The organism is Microbacterium sp. NPDC003461 (assembly GCF_053588335.1).
In genome coordinates, this window is sequence record NZ_JBSFPT010000006.1 from 56,470 (window position 1) to 78,389 (window position 21,920).

Sequence of the window (21,920 nt, forward strand, 5' to 3'; positions counted from 1 at the left end):
CGGGCTCACGGCACCGGGAGGGTGCGTGGCCGCCACGCCTCGCGGCGGGCCTCGAACTGCGTGATCGCATCCGCGTCGCGCAGCGTGAGCCCGATGTCATCGAGCCCCTCGAGGAGCCGCCACCTAGTGTAATCGTCGATGTCGAAGGGAGCCGTGAAGTCGCCGACAACGGCCGTGCGCGTCGTGAGGTCGACCGTCATCTCGATGCCGGGCTGCGCGTCGATCGCGGCCCAGATCCGGTGCAGATCGTCCTCGGAGATCACGCCCGTGACGAGGCCCTGCTTGCCGGAGTTGCCGCGGAAGATGTCGGCGAAGCGGGGGCTCAGCACCACGCGGAAGCCGTAGTCGCGCAGCGCCCACACGGCATGCTCGCGGCTCGATCCCGTGCCGAAGTCGGGGCCGGCGACGAGGATCGAGGCGCCCGCGAACGGCTGCTGGTTCAGCACGAACTCCGGGTCCTGGCGCCAGCCGTGGAAGAGGGCGTCCTCGAAGCCGGTCTTCGTGACCCGCTTCAGGAACACCGCGGGGATGATCTGGTCCGTGTCGACGTTCGACCGCTTCAGGGGCGCGGCCACGCCAGTGTGCGTCGTGAACTTCTCCATGTCAGGCCTCCGCTCCGGTCAGTGCGTGCTCGTCCAGCGGCGCGAGGTCGGCCGGCCCCGAGAGGGTGCCGCGCACCGCGGTCGCCGCCGCGACCAGGGGCGAGACGAGGTGCGTGCGCCCGCCCTTGCCCTGGCGACCCTCGAAGTTGCGGTTGCTCGTCGAGGCGCAGCGCTCCCCCGGCGCCAGCTGGTCGGGGTTCATGCCCAGGCACATCGAGCAGCCGGCGAAGCGCCACTCGCCGCCGAACTCCTCGACGATCCTGTCGATGCCCTCGGCCTCGGCCTCCAGGCGCACGCGCGCGGAGCCCGGCACGACCATGACGCGCACGCCGTCGGCCTTCTTGCGGCCCTTGATGATCGACGCGAACGCGCGCAGATCCTCGATGCGGCTGTTCGTGCAGGAGCCCATGAAGACGGCGTCGACCGCGATCTCCTTCATGGGCGTGCCCGCCTCGAGCGCCATGTACTCGAGCGCGCGCTCGGCCGCCTTGCGATCGCCCTCGTCCTCGAAGTCCTCCGGCGAGGGCACGCGGCCGCCCAGGTTCACACCCTGGCCGGGGTTCGTGCCCCACGTGACGAACGGCTCCAGCTCGTCCGCGTCGATGAAGACCTCGGCGTCGAACGCCGCCCCCTCGTCGGTGGGCAGCGTCTTCCAGTACGCGACGGCCTCGTCCCAGTCCGCGCCCTGCGGCGCGTGCGGGCGCCCCCTCAGGTAGGCGAAGGTGGTCTCGTCCGGCGCCACCATGCCGGCGCGCGCTCCCGCCTCGATCGACATGTTGCAGATCGTCATGCGCCCCTCCATCGAGAGGGAGCGGATGGCGCTGCCGCGGTACTCGAGCACGTAGCCCTGGCCGCCGCCCGTGCCGATCCGCGCGATGACGGCGAGGATGATGTCCTTGGCGGTCACGCCGGGCTTGAGCTCGCCCTCCACCGTGATCGCCATGGTCTTGAAGGGCTTGAGGGGCAGCGTCTGCGTGGCGAGCACGTGCTCGACCTCGCTCGTGCCGATCCCGAACGCCATCGCGCCGAACGCGCCGTGCGTCGAGGTGTGGCTGTCGCCGCACACCACGGTGATGCCCGGCATCGTCAGGCCCAGCTGGGGGCCCACGACGTGCACGATGCCCTGCTCGGCGTCGCCCAGCGAGTGCAGCCGGATGCCGAACTCGGCGGCGTTGCGGCGCAGGGTCTCGATCTGGGTGCGGCTCGTGAGGTCGGCGATGGGCTTGTCGATCGCGAGCGTCGGGGTGTTGTGGTCTTCCGTGGCGATCGTCAGGTCGGGGCGGCGCACGGGGCGGCCCTCGGCCCGCAGCCCGTCGAAGGCCTGCGGGCTCGTGACCTCGTGCACGAGGTGCAGGTCGATGTAGAGGAGGTCGGGCTGCCCGTTCTCTCCCTTGGACACCAGGTGGGCGTCCCAGACCTTCTCGGCCAGCGTGCGGGGGTTCTCGGGGATCGCGGGGGTCGCGGGTGAAGTCATGTCGGTTCCAGGTCTCGTCGGCGGGTCGGGCGCATCACGTGACTCCGCGACGAGCCTGGCCCTAGGACGAGGGCTCGTCGCGGCGACTAAGGAGGAGCACCGCTCGCATGCGCTCCACCCTAGCACTCTGCAACGCGCATACCGCTTTCGCGCACATTGTGCCCCGCGAGAACGGAAACGGGACCCCGCTCGGTGAGCAGGATCCCGCTTCCGGTGATCGAATCGATCAGCGCTCGTCGGTGTGCGCGCGCGTCTCCGGCGAGAGCGCGGACTCGTCGCTCGCGACCGCGCCGGCCGCCGCCTTGCGCTTGTCGCGCGCGTCGGCCAGGAGGCTCGCGATCGTCGCGACGGCCATCGATCCGATGATCACGCCCAGCGACATCCAGTTGTTGATCTCCGGCGCCCACTCCACGTGATGCCCGCCGTTGATGAAGGGCAGCTCGTTGACGTGCAGCGCGTGGAAGAACAGCTTCACGCCGATGAACGCGAGGATGAACGCCACACCGAAGTGCAGGTAGCGCAGCTTCTCGAGCAGGTCGCCCAGCAGGAAGTACAGCTGGCGCAGGCCCATGAGCGCGAACAGGTTGGCGGCGAAGACGAGGAACGGCACCTGCGTGATGCCGTAGATCGCGGGGATCGAGTCGATCGCGAACATCAGGTCGGTCACGCCGATCGAGACGAACACGATGAGCATGGGCGTGAGGATCTTCTTGCCGTCGACGACGGTCGTCAGCTTCGCGCCGTCGTACTCGTCGCTGATGTTCACGAACCGGCGGATCGTCCGGACGATGAAACTCTCGGTCTGCGCGTCGCCCTCGTGCTTCTCCGGCAGCGCCTGGCGGATGGCCGTGAAGACGAGGAAGGCGCCGAAGAGGTAGAAGATCCAGCTCCAGTTCTCGATCGCGGCGGCGCCCAGCAGGATGAAGGCCGCGCGCAGCACGAGGGCGATGATGATGCCCACCATCAGCACCTCCTGCTGATAGCGCCGCGGCACCGAGAACTGGGCCATGATCAGCACGAACACGAAGAGGTTGTCGATCGAGAGGCTGTATTCCGTGAGCCAGCCGACGACGAATTCACCGGCGTGCTGCGCGTCGACGACCAGCCACAGCACCCCCGCGAAGACGAGGGCGAGGGTGATGTAGAAGACCACCCACAGCGTGGACTCCCTCGTGGAGGGGATGTGGGGACGCTTCAGGATGATCAGCAGATCGGCGACGAGAATGAGGACGAGCACGACGAGCGAGCCGACCTCGAACCAGATGGGGATGTCCAACGGCGGGAGCCTTTCGGAGACGTGTGGGATCTCGAAAGTCTCTCCCCCGCGCAGGCGCGGTGCGCACCCGGAGCCGCGTCGTCGGAGCTCGTGATGACGGATGCGCGATGACGGGATACTCCCTCTCGCTCCTCCAGGGTACCGCGCCGCGCTCCGGCGCCGTCGCGTCCCGGGGCGTCCGGCGGGCTCTCGTGCGGCGGTGCGCGACGCATCGGCGGGACACGTCGTGATGGATCCGAGACGATCGGTCCCCCGCGGACACTGACAGGGTGAGAGACGATTCCCTCACCCGACGACAGGCGGAGGCATGCACGAGGACGAGGAGGACGCGGCACTGGTGACCCGCGCGGCCGCCGGGAGCGAGCCCGCGTTCCGCGCGCTGTACCGCCGGCACGCGCGCGCGGTCTACTGGATCGCGCACGGGCTGCTCGGCACGCGGCCGGACGCCGAGGACGCCGTGCAGGAGACGTTCGTCGTCGCGTGGCGCAAGCTCGGCGGGCTCGCCCTCGCGGGCGACTCGCTGCTTCCGTGGCTCGCAGCGATCTGCCGGCACACGGCCGCGAACCGGATCCGCTCCCGCCTGCGCGAGCGCGCGCACGTCGTGGGTGCGGAGCACGCCGAGGGGATCGCGGCGCCCACGGACGTGGAGCGGCAGGTGATCGCCGCGACGACGCTGGAGGCCGTGCTGCGTGAGCTGGCCGGCATGAGCGGCGTCGACCGCGAGATCCTGCGCCTGTGCGTGGCGGAGGGGCTGCCGTACGCCGAGGCCGCGGAGCGCGTCGGCGTGGGGCACGGCGCCGTGCGCAACCGTCTCTCCCGCATCCGGAGCCGGCTGCGGATCGTCGCCGGAGAGGAGATGTCATGACGTCGTCGGAGCACGAGGACGCACCGCGCGGGGGCGCGCCGGACGGCGGCGCGGAGCGCACGGACGCCGACGCCGCCGCGCCGGGCGGGCTTCCGGAGATGGGCGACGAGGCGATCGCGCGCGTCGAGGACGCCGTGTTCGCCACGATCGCGGCCGACCGCCGGCTCGAGCTCGCCCGCCGTCGGCGGCGCCGGCGGCGGGCGTGGGGCGGCGCGGCGATCGCCGCGAGCCTCGTCGTCGTCGCCGCCGTCGCCTCCCCCGCGATCCTGAACGGCGTGCGCGGCGCGTCGATCAGCGAGAGCGACGCCTCGGGGGTCGCCGAGCCCGGCATCGCCGGGGAGCCGTGGCCGACCGTGCCCGGCGTCGAGGCCCCCGGCACCGGCGTGTGGGGCGGATCGTCGGGCGGCGCGGCGTCCGACGAGGCGGGATCCGAGGACGCGGCATCCGGCGGATCCGCGGCCGGCGGATCCGGCAGCGACGGTGCGCTCGAGGAGGATCGGGAGGTCGCGGTGACGGCCGAGGTCTCGGTCGAGGTCGCCTCCCCCGCCGACGCGGCCGAGGCGCTGAGCGCACTCGCCGCCGAGCACGGCGGGTACGTGCAGCACCTCGCGGTGAGCGCGGCGCCCGAGGCGTCGTCGGACGACGCGTCGACGTCGACGATCGCCCCGTCGTCCTCGGACGCGGCCACCCTGCGCGTGCCGAGCGACAGCCTGGACGCCGCGATCGCGGATCTGGGCGGGCTCGGCGAGGTGCTGCGCACGAGCATCGCACGCGAGGACGTGACGGGCCAGGCCGTGGACCTTCGCGCCCGCGTCGCGGCGGCGGAGGCGTCGATCGCGCGGCTCACCGAGCTCATGGCCGAGGCCGGCTCGGTGGCCGACCTGCTGGAGGTGGAGAACCAGCTCTCGCAGCGGCAGTCCGAGCTGGAGGCGTACGAGTCCGAGCTGGAGCACGTCGAGGGGCGCGTGGCGATGTCGACGCTGCAGGTGTGGCTCGTGCGACAGGACACCCCGGCGCCCGTCGAGCCCGGCTCGCCCTTCCTCGACGGCATGCTGACGGGGTGGAACGCGCTCGTCGCGGCGCTCGGGGGCCTCGTCGCCGTCGTCGGGTTCGCGCTGCCGTGGCTCGTGCCGATCGCCGCCGTCGTGCTGCTCGTGTGGCTCATCCGGCGCCGCGGGCGGGCGCGGGCGGCCGCGCGCGACGCGGAGGCCTGACCCCGAGACGGAGGAAGCCCCCGGTTCCGAGGAACCGGGGGCTTCCGAGTGTGACCCCAGCGGGATTCGAACCCGCGTTACCGCCGTGAGAGGGCGGCGTACTAGGCCGCTATACGATGGGGCCGTTCTTGAGTTTTTCGCGTTGCTCCCTCAGCGGGGCAACTAGAAGAGTATGCCATGAGTCCGGCGAGCCGGACAAATCGGCGCGGCTCCCGCGCGCATCTCGCGCGTGTCGCCGGGGCCGGACGGTGATTGGATGGCGATATGCGCGTCACGAAGCACGAACACGCCACCCTCCGTCTGCAGGACGCCGGCGACACGCTCGTCATCGATCCCGGCGGCTTCACCACCGCGCTCGCGGAGCTGCACGATCTGGCGGCGGTCGTCATCACGCACGAGCACCCGGATCACTGGACGCCGGCCCAGCTCGACCACCTCGCGCAGGTCGCGCCCCGCGTGCCGATCTACGCGCCGCAGGGCGTGGCCGATGCGGCGGCGGGCTACGACATCGAGGTGGTCTCGGCGGGCGACGTCGTGACCGCCGGCGCATTTACGCTGCGCTTCTTCGGCGGCGCGCACGCGCTGATCCACTCGAGCCTGCCGCCGGTGCAGAACCTCGGCGTGCTCGTGAACGAGCGCCTCTACTACCCCGGCGACTCGTTCCACGTGCCGGAGGGCGTCGAGGTCGACACGCTCGCCGCGCCGCTCGGGGCGCCGTGGCTGCGCATCGGCGACGCCATGGACTTCGTGCTCGCCGTGACGCCGCGCCGCGCCTTCGGCGTGCACGACATGACCCTCTCGGTCGTCGGGCGCACGATGCACCGCGACCGCCTGCGCTGGGCGACCGAGCAGCACGGCGGCGAGTTCTTCGACCTCGACCCGGGCGACGAGCTCGACGTGTGACCAGCGGGCGCCGGCGCCTCAGAGCCAGGCGAGCCCGGCGGATCCGTACCGCTGCGGCGCAGATGCGTAGTCCACGGCCTCACCGGCGATGCGGAAGGGCGGCGGCGCGTACGTGAGGCGCCCGTACGGGCTGTCGGTCGTGCGCAGCGGGATGTCGAGGGCGGCCGGATCGGGCGGCCCGGCGCCGAGGGCGAGCAGCCGGCGAGCGGCGCCGAGCAACGAGAGGTGCGCCCATCCCCCGCGGCCCGATGCGGCGAGCGCGATCGCGGCCGCCGCCATCCCGAGCCCCGTGGCCATGTCGAGCGCCTGCACGGGCAGGGCGCCGGGCCGCCAGCCGTCGCCGGTGTCGCGGCCGTACACGCGGGCGATGCCCGTGGCCGCCTGCACGAGACTGTCGAAGCCGCGCCGGCCGCTCCACCCCGGCGCGTCGCCCCACGCGTCGAGGGACACGACGGCCAGGTGCGGATGCCGCTCCCGCAGGCTCTCGGGATCCATCCCGTGCCGCGCGAGCCGCTCGATCCGGTAGCCGAGCGCGACGACGTGCGCGTCGGCGAGCAGCCGCTCGACGCCCTCGCCGAAGGCCGCGACGGCCGAGCGCTTGGCGAACCCCGTGTCGAGGTGCTGGTCGAGGGGCTCGGGCAGGTGCAGCGGGTCCACCCGCAGCACGTCGGCGCCGAGCGCGCCGAGCAGCCGCGTGGCGGACGGGCCGGCGAGCACGCGGGTGAGGTCGAGCACGCGGAGCCCGGCGAGCGGGCGCGGCCCCGGTGCGGGGTCGAAGGGCCGTCCCTCGCCGAGGTGCGAGAGCCGGATCCACTCCCCCTCCGCACCCCCGGCGAAGTCCCCCGGCTCGCGCACGGCCACCGCGAGCCCGCCCGCCTCAAAGGCGGCGCGCTCGATCTCGAGCGCCGGCAGACCGCGCATCGCGACGCGCGCCTCGTCGCCGTCGCGCGCGCCGAGCGCCGCGAGCAGCGCGCGCTCGTGGTGCGGGTAGTTGGCGTGGGTGCGCACCCAGCCGTCCCCGGCCTCGAAGAAGCCGGACAGCGGGGCGAAACCCGTGAGCGCACGCCCGTCCACCCGCAGCAGCGGAAAGGATCCGAACCAGCCGGCGACGCCGGCCGAGTCGACGCTCACCGTCTCGCCCATGAGCGCGGCGAGCGCGCGGGCCGCCGCGTCGGTCGCGCCGAGGGCGAGTCCCTCGACGTCGAGCGGGCCGCCCCACCACGCCCGCGGCCCCGACCAGGCGACCTCCCCGCCGCCGTGCAGGCGGGCGAGGAGGTCGCCTCCCATCGCCAGGATGCCGTCGTGCGCCATGCGGCAAGGCTACGGCCGCGGCGCCCGGATCACAGGTGCGCCTCGGCGTAGATCCGCAGCGCGTCGCGCACGAACTCGGCGCCCGCCGTGCCGCCCTCGCTCGTGGCGTAGTTCGCCCCGAAACGCGGGTCGACGACGTACATCTCGCCCAGTCCGATGACGTAGCCCTTCACGTCGCTACCATCGGCGGCCGGGGTGCCCGGCATGCCCGTGAGCCACTCGACGTGACGCTGCGCGAGCTCCTGCGCCTCGGGGCCGTCGGGCGCCGCGCCGCTCTCGGCCGCGGCGATCCAGTCGCGTCCCAGGTCGGCCACCTTCCGCTGCCAGGCGGCCTTCTCGTCGGCCCTCATCGAGCGCCACCAGCGGTCGCTCTCGGCGTACGCCGCGGCGCCCCACCGGCTCTCCACCTCGCCCTTGTACTGCGTGTGGTCGAACCCGTCGAACATCTTCTCCGCCATGACCTGCTCCTCTCCTCTCAGCGCACGGATCGTGGTCGCGACCGACGCGATCTGCCGCGCCAGCCGATCCTGCTCCTGCCGCAGCCACGCCAGGTGCGCCTCGAGCGCATCGGCCTCGGACGTCTCGCGGGCGAGCACGTCGGCGATCTGCGGCAGGCCGAGTCCGAGCTCGCGCAGCAGCAGGATGCGCTGCAGGCGCACGAGCGCGGCCCGGTCGTAGTAGCGATAGCCGTTGTGGCCCACGCGCGACGGCGCAAGCAGCCCGATGTCGCCGTAGTGACGCAGCGTGCGGCTGGTGGTTCCGGCGATCCGGGCCACCTGCTGGATCGACCACTCCTCGTCGTTCATGCCTCCGACGCTAGGGGTTGACGCAGCGTCAAGGTCAAGCGGTGTCTCGCGCCCACTCGGCGGCGATCAGGCGGGAGGGAACGCCGCGGCCAGCAGGCGGTGGACGTGCGGGACGTCGACCGTCGGCTCCGACGTGCGCAGCAGCGTCTTCGCGAGGCGATTAGGCCAGCACACCCGCACGCCGCGGATCTCGAAGTCGCCGCCGATCAGCGGCCACTCGCCATCGACGAAGCAGAGGCACCCGGTCACGTCGATCTCGTCGCCGACGACCGCGCGCACGAGCGCGAGCTGCCGCTCGATCCCGTCGAGGAGGGGCGAGCGATCGCGACCGCCGACGAGAAGGCGCCGCCGCCCGCCGAAGCCGAACAGCCCGCCGACCACGTCGCTCGACACACGCTTGCCGACGTACCTCTTCGCATCGACGATCCAGACACCCCACGGCGTGACGGCGATGTGGTCGATGTTCGCGCGCGAACCGGGGATGCGGCGGTCGTGCAGCGACGCGACGCCCACCTCGGCGAGCGCGTCGAGCTTCTCGGCGACCCGGGCCTCGCCCGCGGCACCCTGGGACCAGACGGTGGTCGAGGTGCGGGGGCGAGCGTCCACGGCGAGCAGCGCGGCGATCCGTCCGATGACCCCGGTACCCCATTCCGAGGCGACCTTCGCCTTCTGCTCCGCGATGCGGGCCTCGTCCTTCGCTCTCCGGCGCTCGAACTCCCGCAGCGCGGACGCGCCGGCCGTGCCCGCGTGGACGGGCGGATCCTCCACCGGCGTGGGTTCAGGGAATGCGACCTCCGTTTGCGACGGCGCGCAGGCGAGGTGCCGCACCTTCCGAACCGCCGGCAGGTAGGTGGCGCGCTCGCCCTTCGCGATGCCCTCACCGCAGGTCACGCAGGTGCCGGCGTACCGCAGCCTCAGTTCCCGCTCGTCGCCCGCGGCCGTCTCCACGGCGCCATTCTGCCCCAGGGCGCCGCGCCGCCGCGCGGATCAGCGGACGACGGAGTAGCCGGCCTCGCTCACGGCCGCGTCGATCGCGGCGGGATCCAGCGGGGCGGAGCGGCGGATCGTGACGGTCGAGACGCCGCCCGCCACCAGATCCACGTCGACGCCCTCGACGCCGCCGAGTGCCGAGAGCTCCTCCGTCACGGCCGAGACGCAGTGGCCGCAGGTCATGCCCTCGACGCGGATGGTCTCGGTCTCCCCCGACCGCGTCTGCGCGGCGGTGGAGGTCTCCGGGGCGGCGCAGCAGGCGCAACCCGTCGCGCCCGCGTCCTTCTTGCCGAGTTCGATGCGTTCGACAGCCATGTGATCTCCTTGTCGTCGTCTCCGCTTCATAGTACCCCCTAGGGGTATCTCGATCCAACGTCGGAGGGATCGTCCACACTGGAAGGATGACCAGGATCGTGGCGGTGCGGGGCGACATCACCGAGCAGCACGTCGATGCCGTCGTCAACGCGGCGAACAACGCGATGCGCGGCGGGGGCGGCGTCGACGGCGCGATCTATCGGGCCGGCGGACCGGCGATCCTGGCCGACTGCATCGCGCGCTTCCCCCACGGCCTGGCCACCGGCGACGCGGGGTGGACGACCGGGGGCGAGCTGCCCGCGCGGTGGGTGATCCACACGGTCGGGCCGAACCACGCCGCCGGGGAGCGCGATCGCGGCCTGCTCGTCTCGTGCTACAACCGCGCGCTCGAGGTCGCCGACGAGCTCGGCGCCCGATCCGTCGCGTTCCCCCTCATCAGCGCCGGTGTCTACGGCTGGCCGCTCGAGGACGCGGTCGAGGCGGCCGTGTCGACGATCGCCGCAGCGGGCAGCGCCGTCGAGGAGGCGCGGATCGTCGCGTTCCAGGATCCGGCCTTCGAGCTCGTGCGGCGCGCGATCCGAGAGGGCGGGTTCTCGTGAGCCCGGGCGGGATCGATCCGGGAGAGTTCCGGGCAGTCCTCGAGGCGCGTCGGGCGCAGCTGCTGGACGGCCGTCGGCGACGGGAGGATGCGCGCGCGACGATGGCGGATGCGCGCTCGGCCGCGACAGCCGACGACGAGCACGATCCGGAGGGCGGCACGCTCGCCGAGGAATGGTCACGCCTGGAGGGACTCGACGCGCAGGCGCGGTCCGAGCTGGCCGAGGTCGACGCCGCCCTCGCGCGCCTCGACGCGGGAAGCTACGGCGTGTGCGCGCGGTGCGGGCGCGACATCCCCGCCGAGCGGCTCAGGGTGCGTCCCAGCGCGACACTGTGCGTGCACTGCGCCGCCTGAGCCGCCCGCACCCGGCGGTTGCTGAACTGAGGCCGCACGCGCCTCACCCCGCGGTTGCTGAACGGAGGCCGCGAAGCGGCCGAAGATGAAGCGACCACCGCAACAGCGCGTTTCGTGGCCGGTCGGATCAGAGCTGATCCCCCGCCACCGCGAACGTGTCGCAGCCCTGCACCCCCTCGGCGCGGCCGGTGTCGAACCAGCGCTGCCGCTGCTCGCTGGATCCGTGGGTCCAGCTCTCCGGGTTGACGAACCCGCCCGACTGCTCCTGGATGTGGTCGTCGCCGACGGCCGCGGCGGCATCCAGCGCGTCGGCGATCTGCTGCGCGGTCGGCGGCTGCAGGTAGGGCACGCCGTTCTCATCCTCCTGCTGCGTCATCGCGGCCACCCATGCCCCGGCGAAGCAGTCCGCCTGCAGCTCGGCGCGCACCCCGTTGCTGTCCGGTCCGGTGCCGTTGTTCGGGTACTGCTCGAAGACGCCGATGAGGTTCTGCACGTGGTGCCCGTACTCGTGCGCCAGCACGTACAGCTGCGCGAGAGAGCCCGCCGAGGCGTCGTACCGCTCGCGCAGCAGGCCGAAGAACGTGGGATCGACGTACACCGTCTCCTCGGGTGGGCAGTAGAAGGGCCCCGTGGCGTTCGAGGCGGTGCCGCACTGCGTGGGCGTCGATCCGTCGACGATGATCAGCTGCGGCTCCCGATAGCCCTCGAGCGTCTCGGACCAGAACTCGTCGATCGCGAGCGATCCCGCCGCCAGCCGGCAGTCGTCGTTCTCATTCGCGTCCTGCCCCGTCTCGCAGTCTCCGATGACGGACGATCCGCCCGATCCCTGCCCGTCGCCGGCGCCGTCGGCGATGCCGAGCAGCCCGCCGAGATCCTGCCCGGTGAACGCCTGGATGAGCAGCACGGCGATCACGCCGAGGCCGAGCGTTCCGCCGCCCGCGATGGCCGCGCCCCGGCCGCGCCGCCGCGCCTTGTTGCCGCCGACATCCGCGTTCTCGTTGAACGTCATGCCGTCACGCTAATGGCTGTGGACAGTCCCTGCGAGACTCGCGGCGTCTCGCTACCGTGTGTGGCATGTCGCGTCCGCCGTTCGCCGCAGCCCTGACCCTCGGCCTTGCCCTCGCGCTGGCCGGGTGCGCCGCCGCGCGCGAGCCGGCGCCGACGCCGACCGGGTTCGCGAGCGAGGAGGAGCTGTTCGCGGCCGCGGAGGAGACGTACCGGGCGTACGTGAAGGCGGCGAACGAGGTCGATCTGAGTGATCCGGATACGGCCGAGCCGGTGTACGAGTGGCTCGTCGACGACGCACTGTCGGCAACGCGAGAAGAGATGACCACTGGACACGCGCAGGGGCTGACTCGCACGGGCGAGGCGGTCGTCGACGACGTGGAACTCGTCGAGGCTGATCCCGCCGATGCAACAGCCTCTCTTGATGTCTGTCTCAACGTTGCCGACGTTGAGGTGCTGGACGAATCGGGCGAGTCGTTGATCGCCGCGGATCGCGGTGATGTGCAAGCGGTGCGAGTCGAGGTCGTTCCCGCTCCGACAACGTCTACGCGGCTCGCTGTCGCAGCGATGACGGGGCGAAGCGGAGGCTTGGAATGCACCTCCGACGGTTGATCGCGGCACTTCCGCTCGCGATCGTGCTCGTGTGGCTCGGAGCGGTGAGTGCGTCGGCGGCGGGGGTGAACTGCGGCGCGGTGATCCCGACGATGTCGTGCCCACCACCGACGAACGACGGTTCAAGTGTGAGTGTCGGCGGTTCGATCACGCAGCCCGGTGGCGGCGGTGGCTCGTCGGAGTCCGGCAGTGGCACGCAGCCGATCGCCGGCGACGGAGACGAGGTCGGTGAGGCCGCACCACCGCAACGCGACCCGCGGTGGGGACGATGCCGAGACGACCAGACCTCCCCACGCGCCGACGGACTCTGCTGGCAGGACTACGCCCCCGAACCACCCGCCGAGCAGACCGAGGACGCACCGATCATCCCCGCCGTGCAGGCCACCGACGTGGCCCGCTTCGCACCCGCCACCCCCGCCATCGGCACCGAACCCGACGGCGTCGCCGTCGTCGGCATGCCCATGAACGTCCTCATCACCGCCACCACCCACACCGCCACCGGCACCCTGTTCAACCTGCCCGTGTCCGTGCAGTTCACCCCCGTCCAGGCACACATCGACTACGGCGACGGCACCACCAAGACCGTCCCCCTCGGCAGCGGCACCTGGGAACAACTCGGACAACCCGACTTCACCCCCACCGACACCAGCCACGCCTACAGCGCCCGCGGGCACTACCCCGTCACCGCCACCGTCCTGTCCGAAGCCGTCGTCGACTTCGGACCCTGGGGCACCCGACCCGTCCAAGGCCTCGTCGCCTCGCCGCCCGCATCCCGCACCATCCAGGCCGTCACCGCCCACACCGGCCTCGTGAAGTACACCTGCCACGAGAACCCCACCGGCCCCGGCTGCTGACCCCCGCGAGCTTGCGGTGGTCGCTTCATCTCCGCGGCCTCCGGCCGCTCCGTTCAGCAACCGATCGGCGCCACCCCACGGTTGCTGAACGAAGGGAGCGTCAGCGAACGAAGATGAAGCGACCACAGCAACCCTCCTCCGGCCCGCACACCGGCCGCGCGGTCCTGTGGATAACGGCCCGAACACCCCGCCCCTCAGATCCGGCAGTCCGGGGAACAAGAAAACCCCCGCCGGAGCGGGGGTTTTCTCAAAGCTGGGGTACCTGGACTCGAACCAAGAACAACTGAGAGCCGCCTGGCCCGCCCGGGCAAAGCCCCGAATCGATGGAGTTCCCCGTAATTTCAGGGATCTCATGGGGTCGAGCCTACCGCCGGCTACCGACAGCTACGCAGTGATTCGTGCTGATTCGCGCCTCCCGGGAGGGTTTCTGGTCACCAATCTGGTCACCGGTTCTCTCCGTCGTCGAGCCTCTGGACGGGCACGAACTCGGCGAGCGGTTGGGGATCTCTGGTGACGTCGTACTGACGCAGCAAGGCGATGTATCGTCGCTTGTCGATGTCCCAGTCGTACGTCTCTGCGATCGCCTCCGCGTCTTGCGCGGCGAGGAACACCAGGTCGGCGAGCAGGCGCGTCGTTCGCCCGTTCCCGTCGACGAAGCCGTGGATGCGGACGGACTCGGCATGTACGGCGATGCCGAGTTCGCGTGCTGTCCAGTCGTCGGTGCGCTCCCAGCGGTACCGGATATTGTCGAGCGATCCGCGGAGCTCGACGGCGATGCGCTCGGGTTCGACGCCGATGTTGAGATCACGCGTTCGGTACCGACCTGCCCACGTCCACAAGTCTCCGTAGAGCTTCTGATGCAGGTCACGGAGGAACGCGTCCGTGAGGATGTCGGTGAGCACGAGTCGCCCGTCGGCGATGTCGTCGAGCAACGCGATGCTGACGTCATCGCTGATCGCCTGCTCAGCTTCGTAGAGGTCGATCTTCTTCGGCTCATCGCCGAAGATCTCACGAGCCTGTGGGGTGAGGGCGTCTGCTTCTTCCGGGTCCAACGGCGTCTCGCCGTATCCGGGCCCGACACCCATCAAATGCGCTGCTTGCGCGCGGCGAGGAAGCGCTCGACCCGCTCAGAACGAGTAACACCGACCGGCACCGACCTGTTCTCCAACGCCGCCGACGCCCGCGTGGAACGCAGAGCGGCACGATTAAGCGCCTCACGAGTGACATCCTTGCGCTTCATATGCTCACCTCCGGCAGCTAGGGCTCTGCTTCATTCTATCGTGCCGGCTCCCTTCTGGCGGGGTGCGGTGCGCTCCCCGCCAGGCGCTTCCCTGACCAGCAGTTGGGCGGACGCCGACGTGCTCCGTGAGAATTGATCGCGATGGCGCATCCCGAAGTGATGTGCCCGAAGGTCGGGAGAAGGAAGATGGCATCCGAGAAGTTCGAGGCACCGGATCTTCAGAAGTTCATCGCCTCGCTGAGGCCCGACGCCGATCATCTGGACGATCTCTGGCGTCGTCCCGAGCCGCAGCTCCTCCCCATCCCCGCTACGGTGCGGGGCTTCCGTATCCGTATCGACCTGCAGCGCACGAAGCCGCCGGTGTGGCGACGCATCGAGGTTCCCGGCGACATCCTCCTCCCGCGGCTGCACGAGGTGATCCAAGCGGCGATGGGATGGACCGACAGCCACCTGCACCGCTTCCGCACGAGCAATGACCGCAACGCTCCCGAGTTCCTCACCCAGTTCGACCTCGACGAGGGCGACGAGGGGATGCTCGAAGACGATGTGCGCCTCGACCAGGTCATCGCTGATGAGGGCGACCGGCTCTGGTATGACTACGACTTCGGCGATGGCTGGGCGCATATCCTGCGCGTCGAGAAGGTGCTCGACAGCACTCGCCCGGTCCCGGTATGCGTCGGCGGGAAGCTCGCCTGCCCACCAGAGGACTGCGGCGGCGTCTGGGGCTACAGCGAACTCGCCGATTGGGTGCGCAACGACTACGACGACGCACTCAGACCCGAGGTGTTCGACAGCGCCGAGGAAGGACGCGCCTGGCTGCCCGACGGCTGGCACCCCGATGTCTTCGATATCGATGAGACGAACGAACTGATCGCCGCAGCCACCGCGGAGCCGATCCCGGTCGTCGAGGAACTCGAATCTCTGCTCGAACTGGCGCAAAACCGCGGCGCACGCGGCCTGCGCAACGCGCTCGCGCATCCCTCTGCTTCCGGCGCGACCGATGTCAGCACCGACGATGCTGCTGATCTCACCGAGCCGTTCCGAGTGCTCCTCGACGTCGTCGGAGACGGCGTGACGCTCACCGGCGCCGGCTATCTGAAACCCGCCGTCGTCGAGCAGATAGCACATCGCACAGGCATCACCGAATGGTGGATCGGCAAGGCCAACCGCGAAGACCTCACCTGGCCCGTCGCGGACCTGCGCGCCACGGCGCGAGCACTGGGGCTCGTGTCGGTGCGCAAAGGCCGCATTGCTCCGACTCAGGCCATCGCAAGACGTAGAGATGACCCGCACGCGATCCTGAGGCACATCACCGGCCGGCTCCCGCTCGGAACAACCCCTGCAGAGCGGCACGCCGGATGGATGGCACTCGCCGTCGTCGCGAACGAGACACCCGCGGAACTGTGGGAAGCGAGCATCAGCGAGCTCCTCTTCGACCTCGGCTGGCGCGACCGTGAGGACCCCTACCGTGTTCCCTCCCCCGACAGCCTCACGCTCGATACACTCAACCTGCTCGCGGGCACGATCCGCGCGAGCTGGAGGCCTAAGGGCGTGAACGCCGCCGTCGCAGCCATCGCCCGGTGCGTCATACGGGCTTGATCGTGTGGTCACCGGATCGGCTGCGGCTGAGCCCGACGAAAGCCGTCACAGGTCGGTCGTACCTGTAGTGGATTCTGTCGGCTCGGACGGCGTGACGGGTGCCGTGCGCCAGCTCCGTTCGGCGGGGCTCCAGATGGCTTTGCCGTCGAGCGCGTCCAGCACCGGGTCGACGAAGACAGCAGCGGCAGCAACGGCGTCGGAGAACCGCTCGGGCAGATTCGCGCCCGCCTCGCCAAGCCCCTTCCGGTAAGCGACATAGGTCGAGTTGCGCAACACTGCGAGCCCCTCGGCGGCTTGCGCCAGAGGGATCAACGTGGTCCCGCGGAAAGTTGCGGTCGCCGTGAGCGCGTCGCGCAGTTCCCCGCACTGGAGAGCCTGTGCGCCGGTCAAGAGATGGATGTCAGCGAAGTCACGCACGCGCGTATTCGCTCGTCCCAGTTCGATCGCGGTGACGAGTTTCTCTGCGAGTACCGTCTCGATCGGGTAGCCCAGGATGCGGATCGGCGGCGCGTCCGGCCGCAGCGACGGCAGCTCGACGGTTTGTGGGGCCGGCGTGACGGGATCGCCGAAGTTGATGTCGAGCCGCAGCTTGACCTGCGCTGTCGCGAGCCGTGCCGTCATCGTCACCCGCACGCCGGAATACCGCGCGTCATCACGAATCACCGCAGTGGTGGCCGTGTCGGGCAGGAACTCCACGCCGTCGTCTGGGTCTTCGATCGCGGCGATGTCAGCGACGCGGCGAGCGACGGTCTCTTCGTCGGAGGCCATGTTGCGCGCGAGGGCGTCGGCGTCGACCGTGGGACGGCGGGTGCCGAACGATGCCAGCAACATCCCGCCCTTCAAGATGAAGTCCTCGGCGTACGGTGAGCGCGACATCCGCGACAGCCAGCGCTCGACGATGTACATCGTGAGCAGTTCCTGCGTGCCGCGGTTCTGGCGGCGAGCCTGGTTTTGCAGGTCGAGGTATGCGCGCCCTGCGGCGCTCTCTCGCGTGGGGCGACTCATCGGGCACTCGCAACATCGAGCGCGGCACGCATCGGCCCGAACGTCCCCAGCGCCTCCGCGTAGTCCAGCAGCAGTGCCGGCTTCGAGTCCGGTGCTGCCAGATATCGGTGAAGCGCGGCGTGCGCGATCGGCTCGCCAAGGCGTTTCCGGAATCTCATGAGATCCACCACCGTCCTCGCCGCATCGTAGATGCGCACCGGTTCTCCCGGCCCCGCCTCGAACGCGGTCACACCGAGTTCGAACGTTGCTTCATCGAAGCGAAACACTGTCACGGGCGGGTAAGCGATCACCGGCGTATGCGACCGTTTGGGAACCGCGATCTGTACCGACGCCGGCATCTCATCCGTCAGTTCGTGGATTGCTGCCGCCGAGACGCAACACACGATCGCGCGAGGAGCGCGGTGCGCCACTGCGATCATGTCGGGGTACGACGCCGGGGGCGCGTCTGCTCGACGGAAGACCCCGCGCGAGAGTTCGATGATCTGCCCGCCATCTCTCCAGGCATACAGATCTCGCGGATGCACACCGTGCGCCCGCGAGGTCTCCGTCGTGAACGTCGACGGGAGCGACTCGTCCACCTCCTTCATGGATACAATCCTCGCACAGCCCACTCAAGCGTGTGCGGTTTTTATCCGCCCCTGGTCACGCGTTCTTCTTGCGCTGGTCAACAGTTCTGCTCTGGCTTCTGCGAAAGCTCCGAAGAGGAGTGCGTCGCGGATCGACCCGCTGAGCCTGTCGAAGATCTCGGCCTCAGCCATCTCCCACCGTGAGGTCGCCGCCGCGGGGACGTCGGTCATTCGGTTGCCTCGCTCCCGGATGCCACCTCGACGACCTGTTCCTCCGCAGAGACTTCTTCGGCGCCTTCGCTGGCGACTGGGAGCCACTCCAGAGAGGTACCAGCGAATCGCTTCGAGTCAGCCAGAGCACGGCTGATCGTTGTCTTACCGGAGCCGTTGGGCCCGAAAAAGAAGTTCACCGGCTTGAGCGGGCCGATGTCTGCACCGGAGGCCGGGTCAAACGCGGGGGCGCCGCGCAACCGAAGGTACTGGAGCATCGTTGCGCCGACCTATGCCTTCGAACCTGAGGGTTTGTTGTCGGCGCGCGCGTCGATGACAACGATGGACTTCTCGCCGCGAAGCTCCAGCTCCTTCAGGACGGCGTCGACCTTCGCCACGTCCGCGTCCGTGTAGCAGACGATCATCTTGACCGATGTGCGCGTGCCGTTCGCCTTCTCGTAGACCTCGACCTGGTTCTGGAGGTTGCGCTTCAGTTGGCTGTTGCTGGCGAGCTTGATCTCGATCAGCGACTTGTCGACGGCCCCCTTGCTCACCTTGAAGTCCACAGGACCGCGCCCGTTGTTGACCTCACGATTCACGTCGAACTCGCTACCGAAGAAGATGAGGCCGAAGAAGAGTTGGACCTCCTTCTCCGTAGCGAGAGGGCGTTCCTGGCCCGGCTTGTTAATGAGCCGGTAGCCGTCCCCTCGAACAGGCGCAAGGCTTCGGTGAGAAGGTACGCGGCGCCTCCCGCGCGACCGGCGAGCCGCATGACTCACGTCCCAAGGATCGTGTCGAGGATGTCGGCGGTGACGACATCAACTTGCTCAGCGGTGATGACGTAGCTGTTGCGGGTGACCATCTCGTTCGCGTGTCCGAGCAGTCGTGACGCGATCGTGAGTCCGGCCGCGCGCTCCACGAGCGTCGCGGTGGTGCGCCGGTAGATGTGCGTCGAGTACTCCTCCACCTCGACACCGAGGCGCACGAGCTCATCGCGGTTATCGTCGATGAACGATCGCAACAGCCGCTCGTAGTTGGACACGCTCATCGGCTTGCCGGTCTTCGTCGGGAACAGCAGCGCCTCCGGTCCTTTCTCCGCAAGCGCGAGCCGGCGTCGCACCGCGTCGGCCGCAAGAGCAGGGAGCGCGATGCGACGGCGTTGGCGAGTGCGCTTCGGGGCATTCTTCCGCTGGACGCCCTGCGCTTTGTTCTGGATCACGGTGCCGTCGATCAGGATCGTCGGCGCGGCGGTGGTCATGTCCACGTCGCAGCGGCGCAGGCCGATGCACTCCCCCACGCGGGCGGAGGTGCCGAGCATGATGTCCATGCCGTCCACGAGCGCCCGCCAGTTCGGGCGCGGCCCCATACCCTCCGTCTCGCGCCAGTGCGTCATGAGATCGCGGATCGCCTCGATCTGCTGCGGAGTGAGCATCGCGGTCTTCTTCTCCGGCGTCGGCAGCCGCGTGACGTCGCGCACCGGGTTCGTCGGAATCGCGTCGTCGCGCACGGCGAACCCGCAGATAAGCGACAGCACCGAGCGCGCCTTCCGCGCCGACGACACACCCCGGTCGGCGAGAAGATTCTGGATGATCCGATCGCAGCGGCCGACCGTGAGCGCCTCCAGCGTGACGCCGCCACAGACGGGGATGAGCGTGAGACGGACGGTGGTCTCGTAGTTCTCGTATGTCGACCACGACAGCGTGCCGTTCTCGGCGCGCACCTTCACCGTCGGCAGCCATGCCTCCGCCGCCTCCGCGATGGTCGATCCGGCGGTGACGATGGCCTTCGTGTGCGTCGTCAGCGTCTTCGCGCGTGACACCAGCTCCTCGCGGGCTGCATCCTCGGTGGGGCCTTCGGCGCGGAGCTGCACCAGCTCGCCGGAGTCGCTGCGCATCCGGGCGCGTGCGCGCCATTTGCCGTTCGCGAGCTGCGTCACCTGCACCTGACCGACCTCGCCCGCGGCGATCTTCGGCCTAGCCATGACGCTGCTCCCGCGCCCAGGCGAGTACGTCGTCACGGTCGTACTTCACGTGTCGGCCGAGCTTCAGCCATGGCGGCCCAGACCTCGTGAGCCGCCAGCCTTCGAGCGTGCGCTCGGGCACGCCCAGCAGTAGGGCGACCTCCGCCTGGGTCAGGAACGCGGGCTCGACCTCGATGCGTGCATGAGCTTCCATGCCAGACAGGTGCGGAGCGCGTACCCACACGAACGAGCGGGGGCGAGTGCGTACCTCATCAGCAGAGACGAGGGCGATACGCGCCTCTCGGGGGTTTCTGGTCACCAATCTGGTCACCAGACGCCAGATCGTGCCACTCGACGGAGTGAGGAGGGAGCCGGACTTCCTAGAGAACTCTAGCGATTCGTTGCTGGGGTACCTGGACTCGAACCAAGAACAACTGAACCAGAATCAGCCGTGTTGCCAATTACACCATACCCCAAGGGCCGCGCGGCATGAGCCGCAACGACTGTCTAGCTTACCGCACGCGGTGAGGGCGGCCAAACCGGGCGCCCGCCGCGCGTGTCAGCACGCGCGCAGGGTCAGCCCAGCCCGAGCCACCCGAGCCCGGTCAGCCCGCGAGCCGAGCCAGCAGCCCGCGCAGGCGCGCGAGCGACTGCTCGCGGCCGAGCAGCTCCATGGACTCGAACAGCGGCGGCGACACCCGGCGGCCGGTGATGGCCACGCGCGGCGGGCCGTACGCGACGCGCGGCTTGAGGCCGAACCCGTCGATGAGCGCGCCGGACAGCGCGGCCTGGATCCCGTCCGCGGCGAAGCCGGCCTCCGGCATCCCCTCGAGCGCGTCCACGCAGGCGCGCAGCACGTCGGCGGCGTTCGCGGGCAGCGACGCGAGGGCGTCGTCGTCGTAGGTCACCTCGTCGGCGAACAGGAACCCGATCATGCCGGGGGCCTCGCCGAGCAGGGGCAGCCGCTCCTGGATCAGCGGCGCGGCGGCCACGATGAGCTCCGTCTCGCGCTCGGTGAGCTCCTCGCCCACGACCCCGGCCGCGAACAGGTACGGCGTGATGCGCCGCGCGAAGTCCTCAGGCGCGAGCATGCGGATGTGGTCGCCGTTGATCGACTCGGCCTTCTTCTGGTCGAAGCGGGCCGGGTTGGGGTTCACATCGGCGATGTCGAACGCGGCGACGAACTCGTCGAGCGAGAACACGTCGCGGTCCGGCCCGATCGACCAGCCGAGCAGCGCGAGGTAGTTCAGCAGGCCCTCGGGGATGAACCCCTTCTCGCGCTGCAGGAACAGGTCGGCGCGCGGGTCGCGCTTCGACAGCTTCTTCGTGCCGTCGCCCAGCACGAGCGGCATGTGGCCGAAGCGCGGGATGAAGTCGGTCACGCCGGCGTCGATGAGCGCCTGGTAGAGCACGATCTGGCGCCCGGTGGAGGGCATGAGGTCCTCACCGCGCAGCACGTGGGTGATGCCCATGAGCGCGTCGTCGACCGGGTTCACGAACGTGTAGAGCGGGATCCCGTTGGGGCGCACGATGACGTAGTCGGGGAACGATCCGGCGGGGAAGGTCACCTCGCCGCGGATCAGGTCCACGTACGTGATGTCCTCGTCCGGCACCTTGAGGCGCAGCGCGGGCTGGCGCCCCTCGGCCCGGAACGCGGCCTTCTGCTCCTCGGTCAGGTCGCGGTCGAAGTTGTCGTAGCCCTGCTGCTTGGGGCGGCCGTTCGCCTCGTTGCGGGCGTCGATCTCCTCGGCCGTCGAGAAGCTCTCGTACACGAGCCCCGCGTCCATGAGCTTCTGCAGCACCTCGCGGTGCTGGTCGTGTCGCTCCGACTGGCGGTACGGCGCGTGGGGGCCGCCCACCTCGACGCCCTCGTCCCAGTCGATCCGCAGCCAGCGCAGCGCCTCGAGCAGCTGCTGGTAGCTCTCCTCGCTGTCGCGCGCGGCGTCGGTGTCCTCGATCCGGAACACGAGCTTGCCGCCGTGGTGGCGCGCGTAGCCCCAGTTGAACAGCGCGGTGCGGATGAGGCCGACGTGCGGCAGGCCGGTGGGCGACGGGCAGAAGCGCACGCGCACATCGGCGCCCGTCGCGGTCGTGGTGCGGGGATCGGGAGTAGCCATCCCGACCAGCTTAGTTCGGATGGCCGGTGAAAAGAGGGTCCGAC

The 21,920-nt window shown here is 70.1% G+C and carries 24 protein-coding genes and 2 tRNA genes; 8 read left to right on the top strand and 18 right to left on the bottom strand.

The window, feature by feature from the left end; genetic code table 11:
• Positions 1-5: 5 nt before the first annotated feature.
• From leuD to ACWDR7_RS04380, 3 genes are all read right to left on the bottom strand, one after another.
• Entirely contained in the window at positions 6-602 is a 597-nt protein-coding gene (gene leuD, locus ACWDR7_RS04370) for a 3-isopropylmalate dehydratase small subunit (protein ID WP_449853712.1), read from the bottom strand.
• Position 603: 1 nt separating this feature from the next.
• Entirely contained in the window at positions 604-2,076 is a 1,473-nt protein-coding gene (leuC, locus tag ACWDR7_RS04375; RefSeq protein ID WP_449853713.1) for a 3-isopropylmalate dehydratase large subunit, read from the bottom strand.
• A 226-nt stretch (positions 2,077-2,302) separates the two neighbouring features.
• Positions 2,303-3,352 carry a TerC/Alx family metal homeostasis membrane protein gene (locus ACWDR7_RS04380; RefSeq protein WP_449853714.1) on the bottom strand — a complete coding sequence of 350 codons (1,050 nt, stop codon included), beginning with the start codon at positions 3,350-3,352 and terminating at the stop codon, positions 2,303-2,305.
• 307 nt (positions 3,353-3,659) lie between these two features.
• Between ACWDR7_RS04380 and ACWDR7_RS04385 the strand changes: the two genes are divergently transcribed.
• Together ACWDR7_RS04385 and ACWDR7_RS04390 are read left to right on the top strand one after the other, a co-directional pair.
• Positions 3,660-4,217: an RNA polymerase sigma factor gene (locus ACWDR7_RS04385; RefSeq protein ID WP_449853715.1), complete on the top strand. Its 558-nt coding sequence runs from the start codon at positions 3,660-3,662 to the stop codon at positions 4,215-4,217.
• Positions 4,214-5,431 (top strand): DUF4349 domain-containing protein, encoded by a 1,218-nt coding sequence (locus ACWDR7_RS04390; RefSeq protein WP_449853716.1) that lies wholly within the window; start codon positions 4,214-4,216, stop codon positions 5,429-5,431. The genes ACWDR7_RS04385 and ACWDR7_RS04390 overlap by 4 nt, the downstream gene beginning before the upstream one ends.
• Before the next feature lie 51 nt (positions 5,432-5,482).
• Here the strand turns inward: ACWDR7_RS04390 and ACWDR7_RS04395 are convergent.
• Positions 5,483-5,555: transfer RNA gene (locus ACWDR7_RS04395), tRNA-Glu, on the bottom strand.
• A 140-nt stretch (positions 5,556-5,695) separates the two neighbouring features.
• Between ACWDR7_RS04395 and ACWDR7_RS04400 the strand changes: the two genes are divergently transcribed.
• Complete coding sequence (locus ACWDR7_RS04400; RefSeq protein ID WP_449853717.1) at positions 5,696-6,334, top strand: MBL fold metallo-hydrolase; 639 nt, start codon at positions 5,696-5,698, stop codon at positions 6,332-6,334.
• An 18-nt stretch (positions 6,335-6,352) separates the two neighbouring features.
• Here the strand turns inward: ACWDR7_RS04400 and ACWDR7_RS04405 are convergent, their stop codons facing one another.
• The 4 genes from ACWDR7_RS04405 to ACWDR7_RS04420 form a co-directional block, all read right to left on the bottom strand.
• Positions 6,353-7,645: a CoA transferase gene (locus tag ACWDR7_RS04405; RefSeq protein WP_449853718.1), complete on the bottom strand. Its 1,293-nt coding sequence runs from the start codon at positions 7,643-7,645 to the stop codon at positions 6,353-6,355.
• 29 nt (positions 7,646-7,674) lie between these two features.
• Positions 7,675-8,451, bottom strand: a complete 777-nt coding sequence (locus tag ACWDR7_RS04410) for a MerR family transcriptional regulator (RefSeq protein WP_449853719.1) — start codon at positions 8,449-8,451, stop codon at positions 7,675-7,677.
• A gap of 66 nt (positions 8,452-8,517) precedes the next feature.
• Positions 8,518-9,399, bottom strand: a complete 882-nt coding sequence (locus tag ACWDR7_RS04415) for a nuclease-related domain-containing protein (RefSeq protein WP_449853720.1) — start codon at positions 9,397-9,399, stop codon at positions 8,518-8,520.
• 39 nt (positions 9,400-9,438) lie between these two features.
• Positions 9,439-9,756, bottom strand: a complete 318-nt coding sequence (locus ACWDR7_RS04420; protein WP_449853721.1) for a heavy-metal-associated domain-containing protein — start codon at positions 9,754-9,756, stop codon at positions 9,439-9,441.
• Positions 9,757-9,842: 86 nt separating this feature from the next.
• Between ACWDR7_RS04420 and ACWDR7_RS04425 the strand changes: the two genes are divergently transcribed.
• Together ACWDR7_RS04425 and ACWDR7_RS04430 are read left to right on the top strand one after the other, a co-directional pair.
• Positions 9,843-10,355 (top strand): O-acetyl-ADP-ribose deacetylase, encoded by a 513-nt coding sequence (locus ACWDR7_RS04425; RefSeq protein WP_449853722.1) that lies wholly within the window; start codon positions 9,843-9,845, stop codon positions 10,353-10,355.
• Between the two features lie 101 nt (positions 10,356-10,456).
• Positions 10,457-10,708 carry a TraR/DksA family transcriptional regulator gene (locus ACWDR7_RS04430; protein ID WP_449853723.1) on the top strand — a complete coding sequence of 84 codons (252 nt, stop codon included), beginning with the start codon at positions 10,457-10,459 and terminating at the stop codon, positions 10,706-10,708.
• 127 nt (positions 10,709-10,835) lie between these two features.
• Here ACWDR7_RS04430 and ypfJ read toward each other — a convergent pair whose 3' ends face one another.
• Complete coding sequence (ypfJ, locus tag ACWDR7_RS04435) at positions 10,836-11,717, bottom strand: KPN_02809 family neutral zinc metallopeptidase (RefSeq protein WP_449853724.1); 882 nt, start codon at positions 11,715-11,717, stop codon at positions 10,836-10,838.
• Between the two features lie 65 nt (positions 11,718-11,782).
• Here ypfJ and ACWDR7_RS04440 point away from each other — a divergent pair, with 65 nt between their 5' ends.
• Positions 11,783-12,325: a hypothetical protein gene (locus tag ACWDR7_RS04440; protein ID WP_449853725.1), complete on the top strand. Its 543-nt coding sequence runs from the start codon at positions 11,783-11,785 to the stop codon at positions 12,323-12,325.
• Positions 12,322-13,179, top strand: a complete 858-nt coding sequence (locus ACWDR7_RS04445; RefSeq protein ID WP_449853726.1) for a hypothetical protein — start codon at positions 12,322-12,324, stop codon at positions 13,177-13,179. The genes ACWDR7_RS04440 and ACWDR7_RS04445 overlap by 4 nt, the downstream gene beginning before the upstream one ends.
• A 443-nt stretch (positions 13,180-13,622) precedes the next feature.
• On the opposite strand, the gene ACWDR7_RS04450 is transcribed toward ACWDR7_RS04445, so the two are convergent.
• Positions 13,623-14,264: a Fic family protein gene (locus ACWDR7_RS04450; RefSeq protein WP_449853727.1), complete on the bottom strand. Its 642-nt coding sequence runs from the start codon at positions 14,262-14,264 to the stop codon at positions 13,623-13,625.
• Positions 14,264-14,419 carry a hypothetical protein gene (locus ACWDR7_RS04455; RefSeq protein ID WP_228163323.1) on the bottom strand — a complete coding sequence of 52 codons (156 nt, stop codon included), beginning with the start codon at positions 14,417-14,419 and terminating at the stop codon, positions 14,264-14,266. The genes ACWDR7_RS04450 and ACWDR7_RS04455 overlap by 1 nt, the downstream gene beginning before the upstream one ends.
• A gap of 141 nt (positions 14,420-14,560) precedes the next feature.
• Here ACWDR7_RS04455 and ACWDR7_RS04460 point away from each other — a divergent pair, with 141 nt between their 5' ends.
• Entirely contained in the window at positions 14,561-16,018 is a 1,458-nt protein-coding gene (locus ACWDR7_RS04460) for a plasmid pRiA4b ORF-3 family protein (protein WP_449853728.1), read from the top strand.
• Positions 16,019-16,063: 45 nt separating this feature from the next.
• On the opposite strand, the gene ACWDR7_RS04465 is transcribed toward ACWDR7_RS04460, so the two are convergent.
• From ACWDR7_RS04465 to gltX, 7 genes are all read right to left on the bottom strand, one after another.
• On the bottom strand, positions 16,064-17,023 hold the full coding sequence (locus tag ACWDR7_RS04465) for a nucleotidyl transferase AbiEii/AbiGii toxin family protein (protein WP_449853729.1): 960 nt from the start codon (positions 17,021-17,023) through the stop codon (positions 16,064-16,066).
• Positions 17,020-17,610, bottom strand: coding sequence for a type IV toxin-antitoxin system AbiEi family antitoxin domain-containing protein (locus ACWDR7_RS04470; protein ID WP_449853730.1), 591 nt, complete (start codon positions 17,608-17,610; stop codon positions 17,020-17,022). Before ACWDR7_RS04470 ends, ACWDR7_RS04465 begins: the two co-directional genes overlap by 4 nt.
• Before the next feature lie 479 nt (positions 17,611-18,089).
• Complete coding sequence (locus ACWDR7_RS04475) at positions 18,090-18,578, bottom strand: hypothetical protein (protein WP_449853731.1); 489 nt, start codon at positions 18,576-18,578, stop codon at positions 18,090-18,092.
• Positions 18,575-19,780, bottom strand: a complete 1,206-nt coding sequence (locus ACWDR7_RS04480) for a tyrosine-type recombinase/integrase (RefSeq protein WP_449853732.1) — start codon at positions 19,778-19,780, stop codon at positions 18,575-18,577. Before ACWDR7_RS04480 ends, ACWDR7_RS04475 begins: the two co-directional genes overlap by 4 nt.
• The gene (locus ACWDR7_RS04485; RefSeq protein WP_449853733.1) at positions 19,773-19,973 is read right to left on the bottom strand and encodes a helix-turn-helix domain-containing protein; all 201 of its coding nucleotides are present in this window, start codon (positions 19,971-19,973) and stop codon (positions 19,773-19,775) included. The genes ACWDR7_RS04480 and ACWDR7_RS04485 overlap by 8 nt, the downstream gene beginning before the upstream one ends.
• Before the next feature lie 190 nt (positions 19,974-20,163).
• A tRNA-Gln gene (locus ACWDR7_RS04490) sits at positions 20,164-20,235 on the bottom strand.
• A gap of 129 nt (positions 20,236-20,364) precedes the next feature.
• The gene (gltX, locus tag ACWDR7_RS04495) at positions 20,365-21,876 is read right to left on the bottom strand and encodes a glutamate--tRNA ligase (protein WP_449853734.1); all 1,512 of its coding nucleotides are present in this window, start codon (positions 21,874-21,876) and stop codon (positions 20,365-20,367) included.
• Between the last annotated feature and the right edge of the window lie 44 nt (positions 21,877-21,920).

Excerpts from the sequence above, each read along its gene's own strand:
- leuD (WP_449853712.1), bottom strand. The coding sequence starts at position 602 with ATGGAGAAGTTCACGACGCACACTGGCGTGGCCGCGCCCCTGAAGCGG.
- leuC (WP_449853713.1), bottom strand. The coding sequence starts at position 2,076 with ATGACTTCACCCGCGACCCCCGCGATCCCCGAGAACCCCCGCACGCTG.
- ACWDR7_RS04385 (WP_449853715.1), top strand. The coding sequence starts at position 3,660 with ATGCACGAGGACGAGGAGGACGCGGCACTGGTGACCCGCGCGGCCGCC.
- ACWDR7_RS04390 (WP_449853716.1), top strand. The coding sequence starts at position 4,214 with ATGACGTCGTCGGAGCACGAGGACGCACCGCGCGGGGGCGCGCCGGAC.
- ACWDR7_RS04400 (WP_449853717.1), top strand. The coding sequence starts at position 5,696 with ATGCGCGTCACGAAGCACGAACACGCCACCCTCCGTCTGCAGGACGCC.
- ACWDR7_RS04405 (WP_449853718.1), bottom strand. The coding sequence starts at position 7,645 with ATGGCGCACGACGGCATCCTGGCGATGGGAGGCGACCTCCTCGCCCGC.
- ACWDR7_RS04410 (WP_449853719.1), bottom strand. The coding sequence starts at position 8,451 with ATGAACGACGAGGAGTGGTCGATCCAGCAGGTGGCCCGGATCGCCGGA.
- ACWDR7_RS04420 (WP_449853721.1), bottom strand. The coding sequence starts at position 9,756 with ATGGCTGTCGAACGCATCGAACTCGGCAAGAAGGACGCGGGCGCGACG.
- ACWDR7_RS04425 (WP_449853722.1), top strand. The coding sequence starts at position 9,843 with ATGACCAGGATCGTGGCGGTGCGGGGCGACATCACCGAGCAGCACGTC.
- ACWDR7_RS04430 (WP_449853723.1), top strand. The coding sequence starts at position 10,457 with ATGGCGGATGCGCGCTCGGCCGCGACAGCCGACGACGAGCACGATCCG.
- ypfJ (WP_449853724.1), bottom strand. The coding sequence starts at position 11,717 with ATGACGTTCAACGAGAACGCGGATGTCGGCGGCAACAAGGCGCGGCGG.
- ACWDR7_RS04440 (WP_449853725.1), top strand. The coding sequence starts at position 11,783 with ATGTCGCGTCCGCCGTTCGCCGCAGCCCTGACCCTCGGCCTTGCCCTC.
- ACWDR7_RS04450 (WP_449853727.1), bottom strand. The coding sequence starts at position 14,264 with ATGGGTGTCGGGCCCGGATACGGCGAGACGCCGTTGGACCCGGAAGAA.
- ACWDR7_RS04455 (WP_228163323.1), bottom strand. The coding sequence starts at position 14,419 with ATGAAGCGCAAGGATGTCACTCGTGAGGCGCTTAATCGTGCCGCTCTG.
- ACWDR7_RS04460 (WP_449853728.1), top strand. The coding sequence starts at position 14,561 with ATGGCGCATCCCGAAGTGATGTGCCCGAAGGTCGGGAGAAGGAAGATG.
- ACWDR7_RS04465 (WP_449853729.1), bottom strand. The coding sequence starts at position 17,023 with ATGAGTCGCCCCACGCGAGAGAGCGCCGCAGGGCGCGCATACCTCGAC.
- ACWDR7_RS04470 (WP_449853730.1), bottom strand. The coding sequence starts at position 17,610 with ATGAAGGAGGTGGACGAGTCGCTCCCGTCGACGTTCACGACGGAGACC.
- ACWDR7_RS04480 (WP_449853732.1), bottom strand. The coding sequence starts at position 19,780 with ATGGCTAGGCCGAAGATCGCCGCGGGCGAGGTCGGTCAGGTGCAGGTG.
- ACWDR7_RS04485 (WP_449853733.1), bottom strand. The coding sequence starts at position 19,973 with ATGGAAGCTCATGCACGCATCGAGGTCGAGCCCGCGTTCCTGACCCAG.
- gltX (WP_449853734.1), bottom strand. The coding sequence starts at position 21,876 with ATGGCTACTCCCGATCCCCGCACCACGACCGCGACGGGCGCCGATGTG.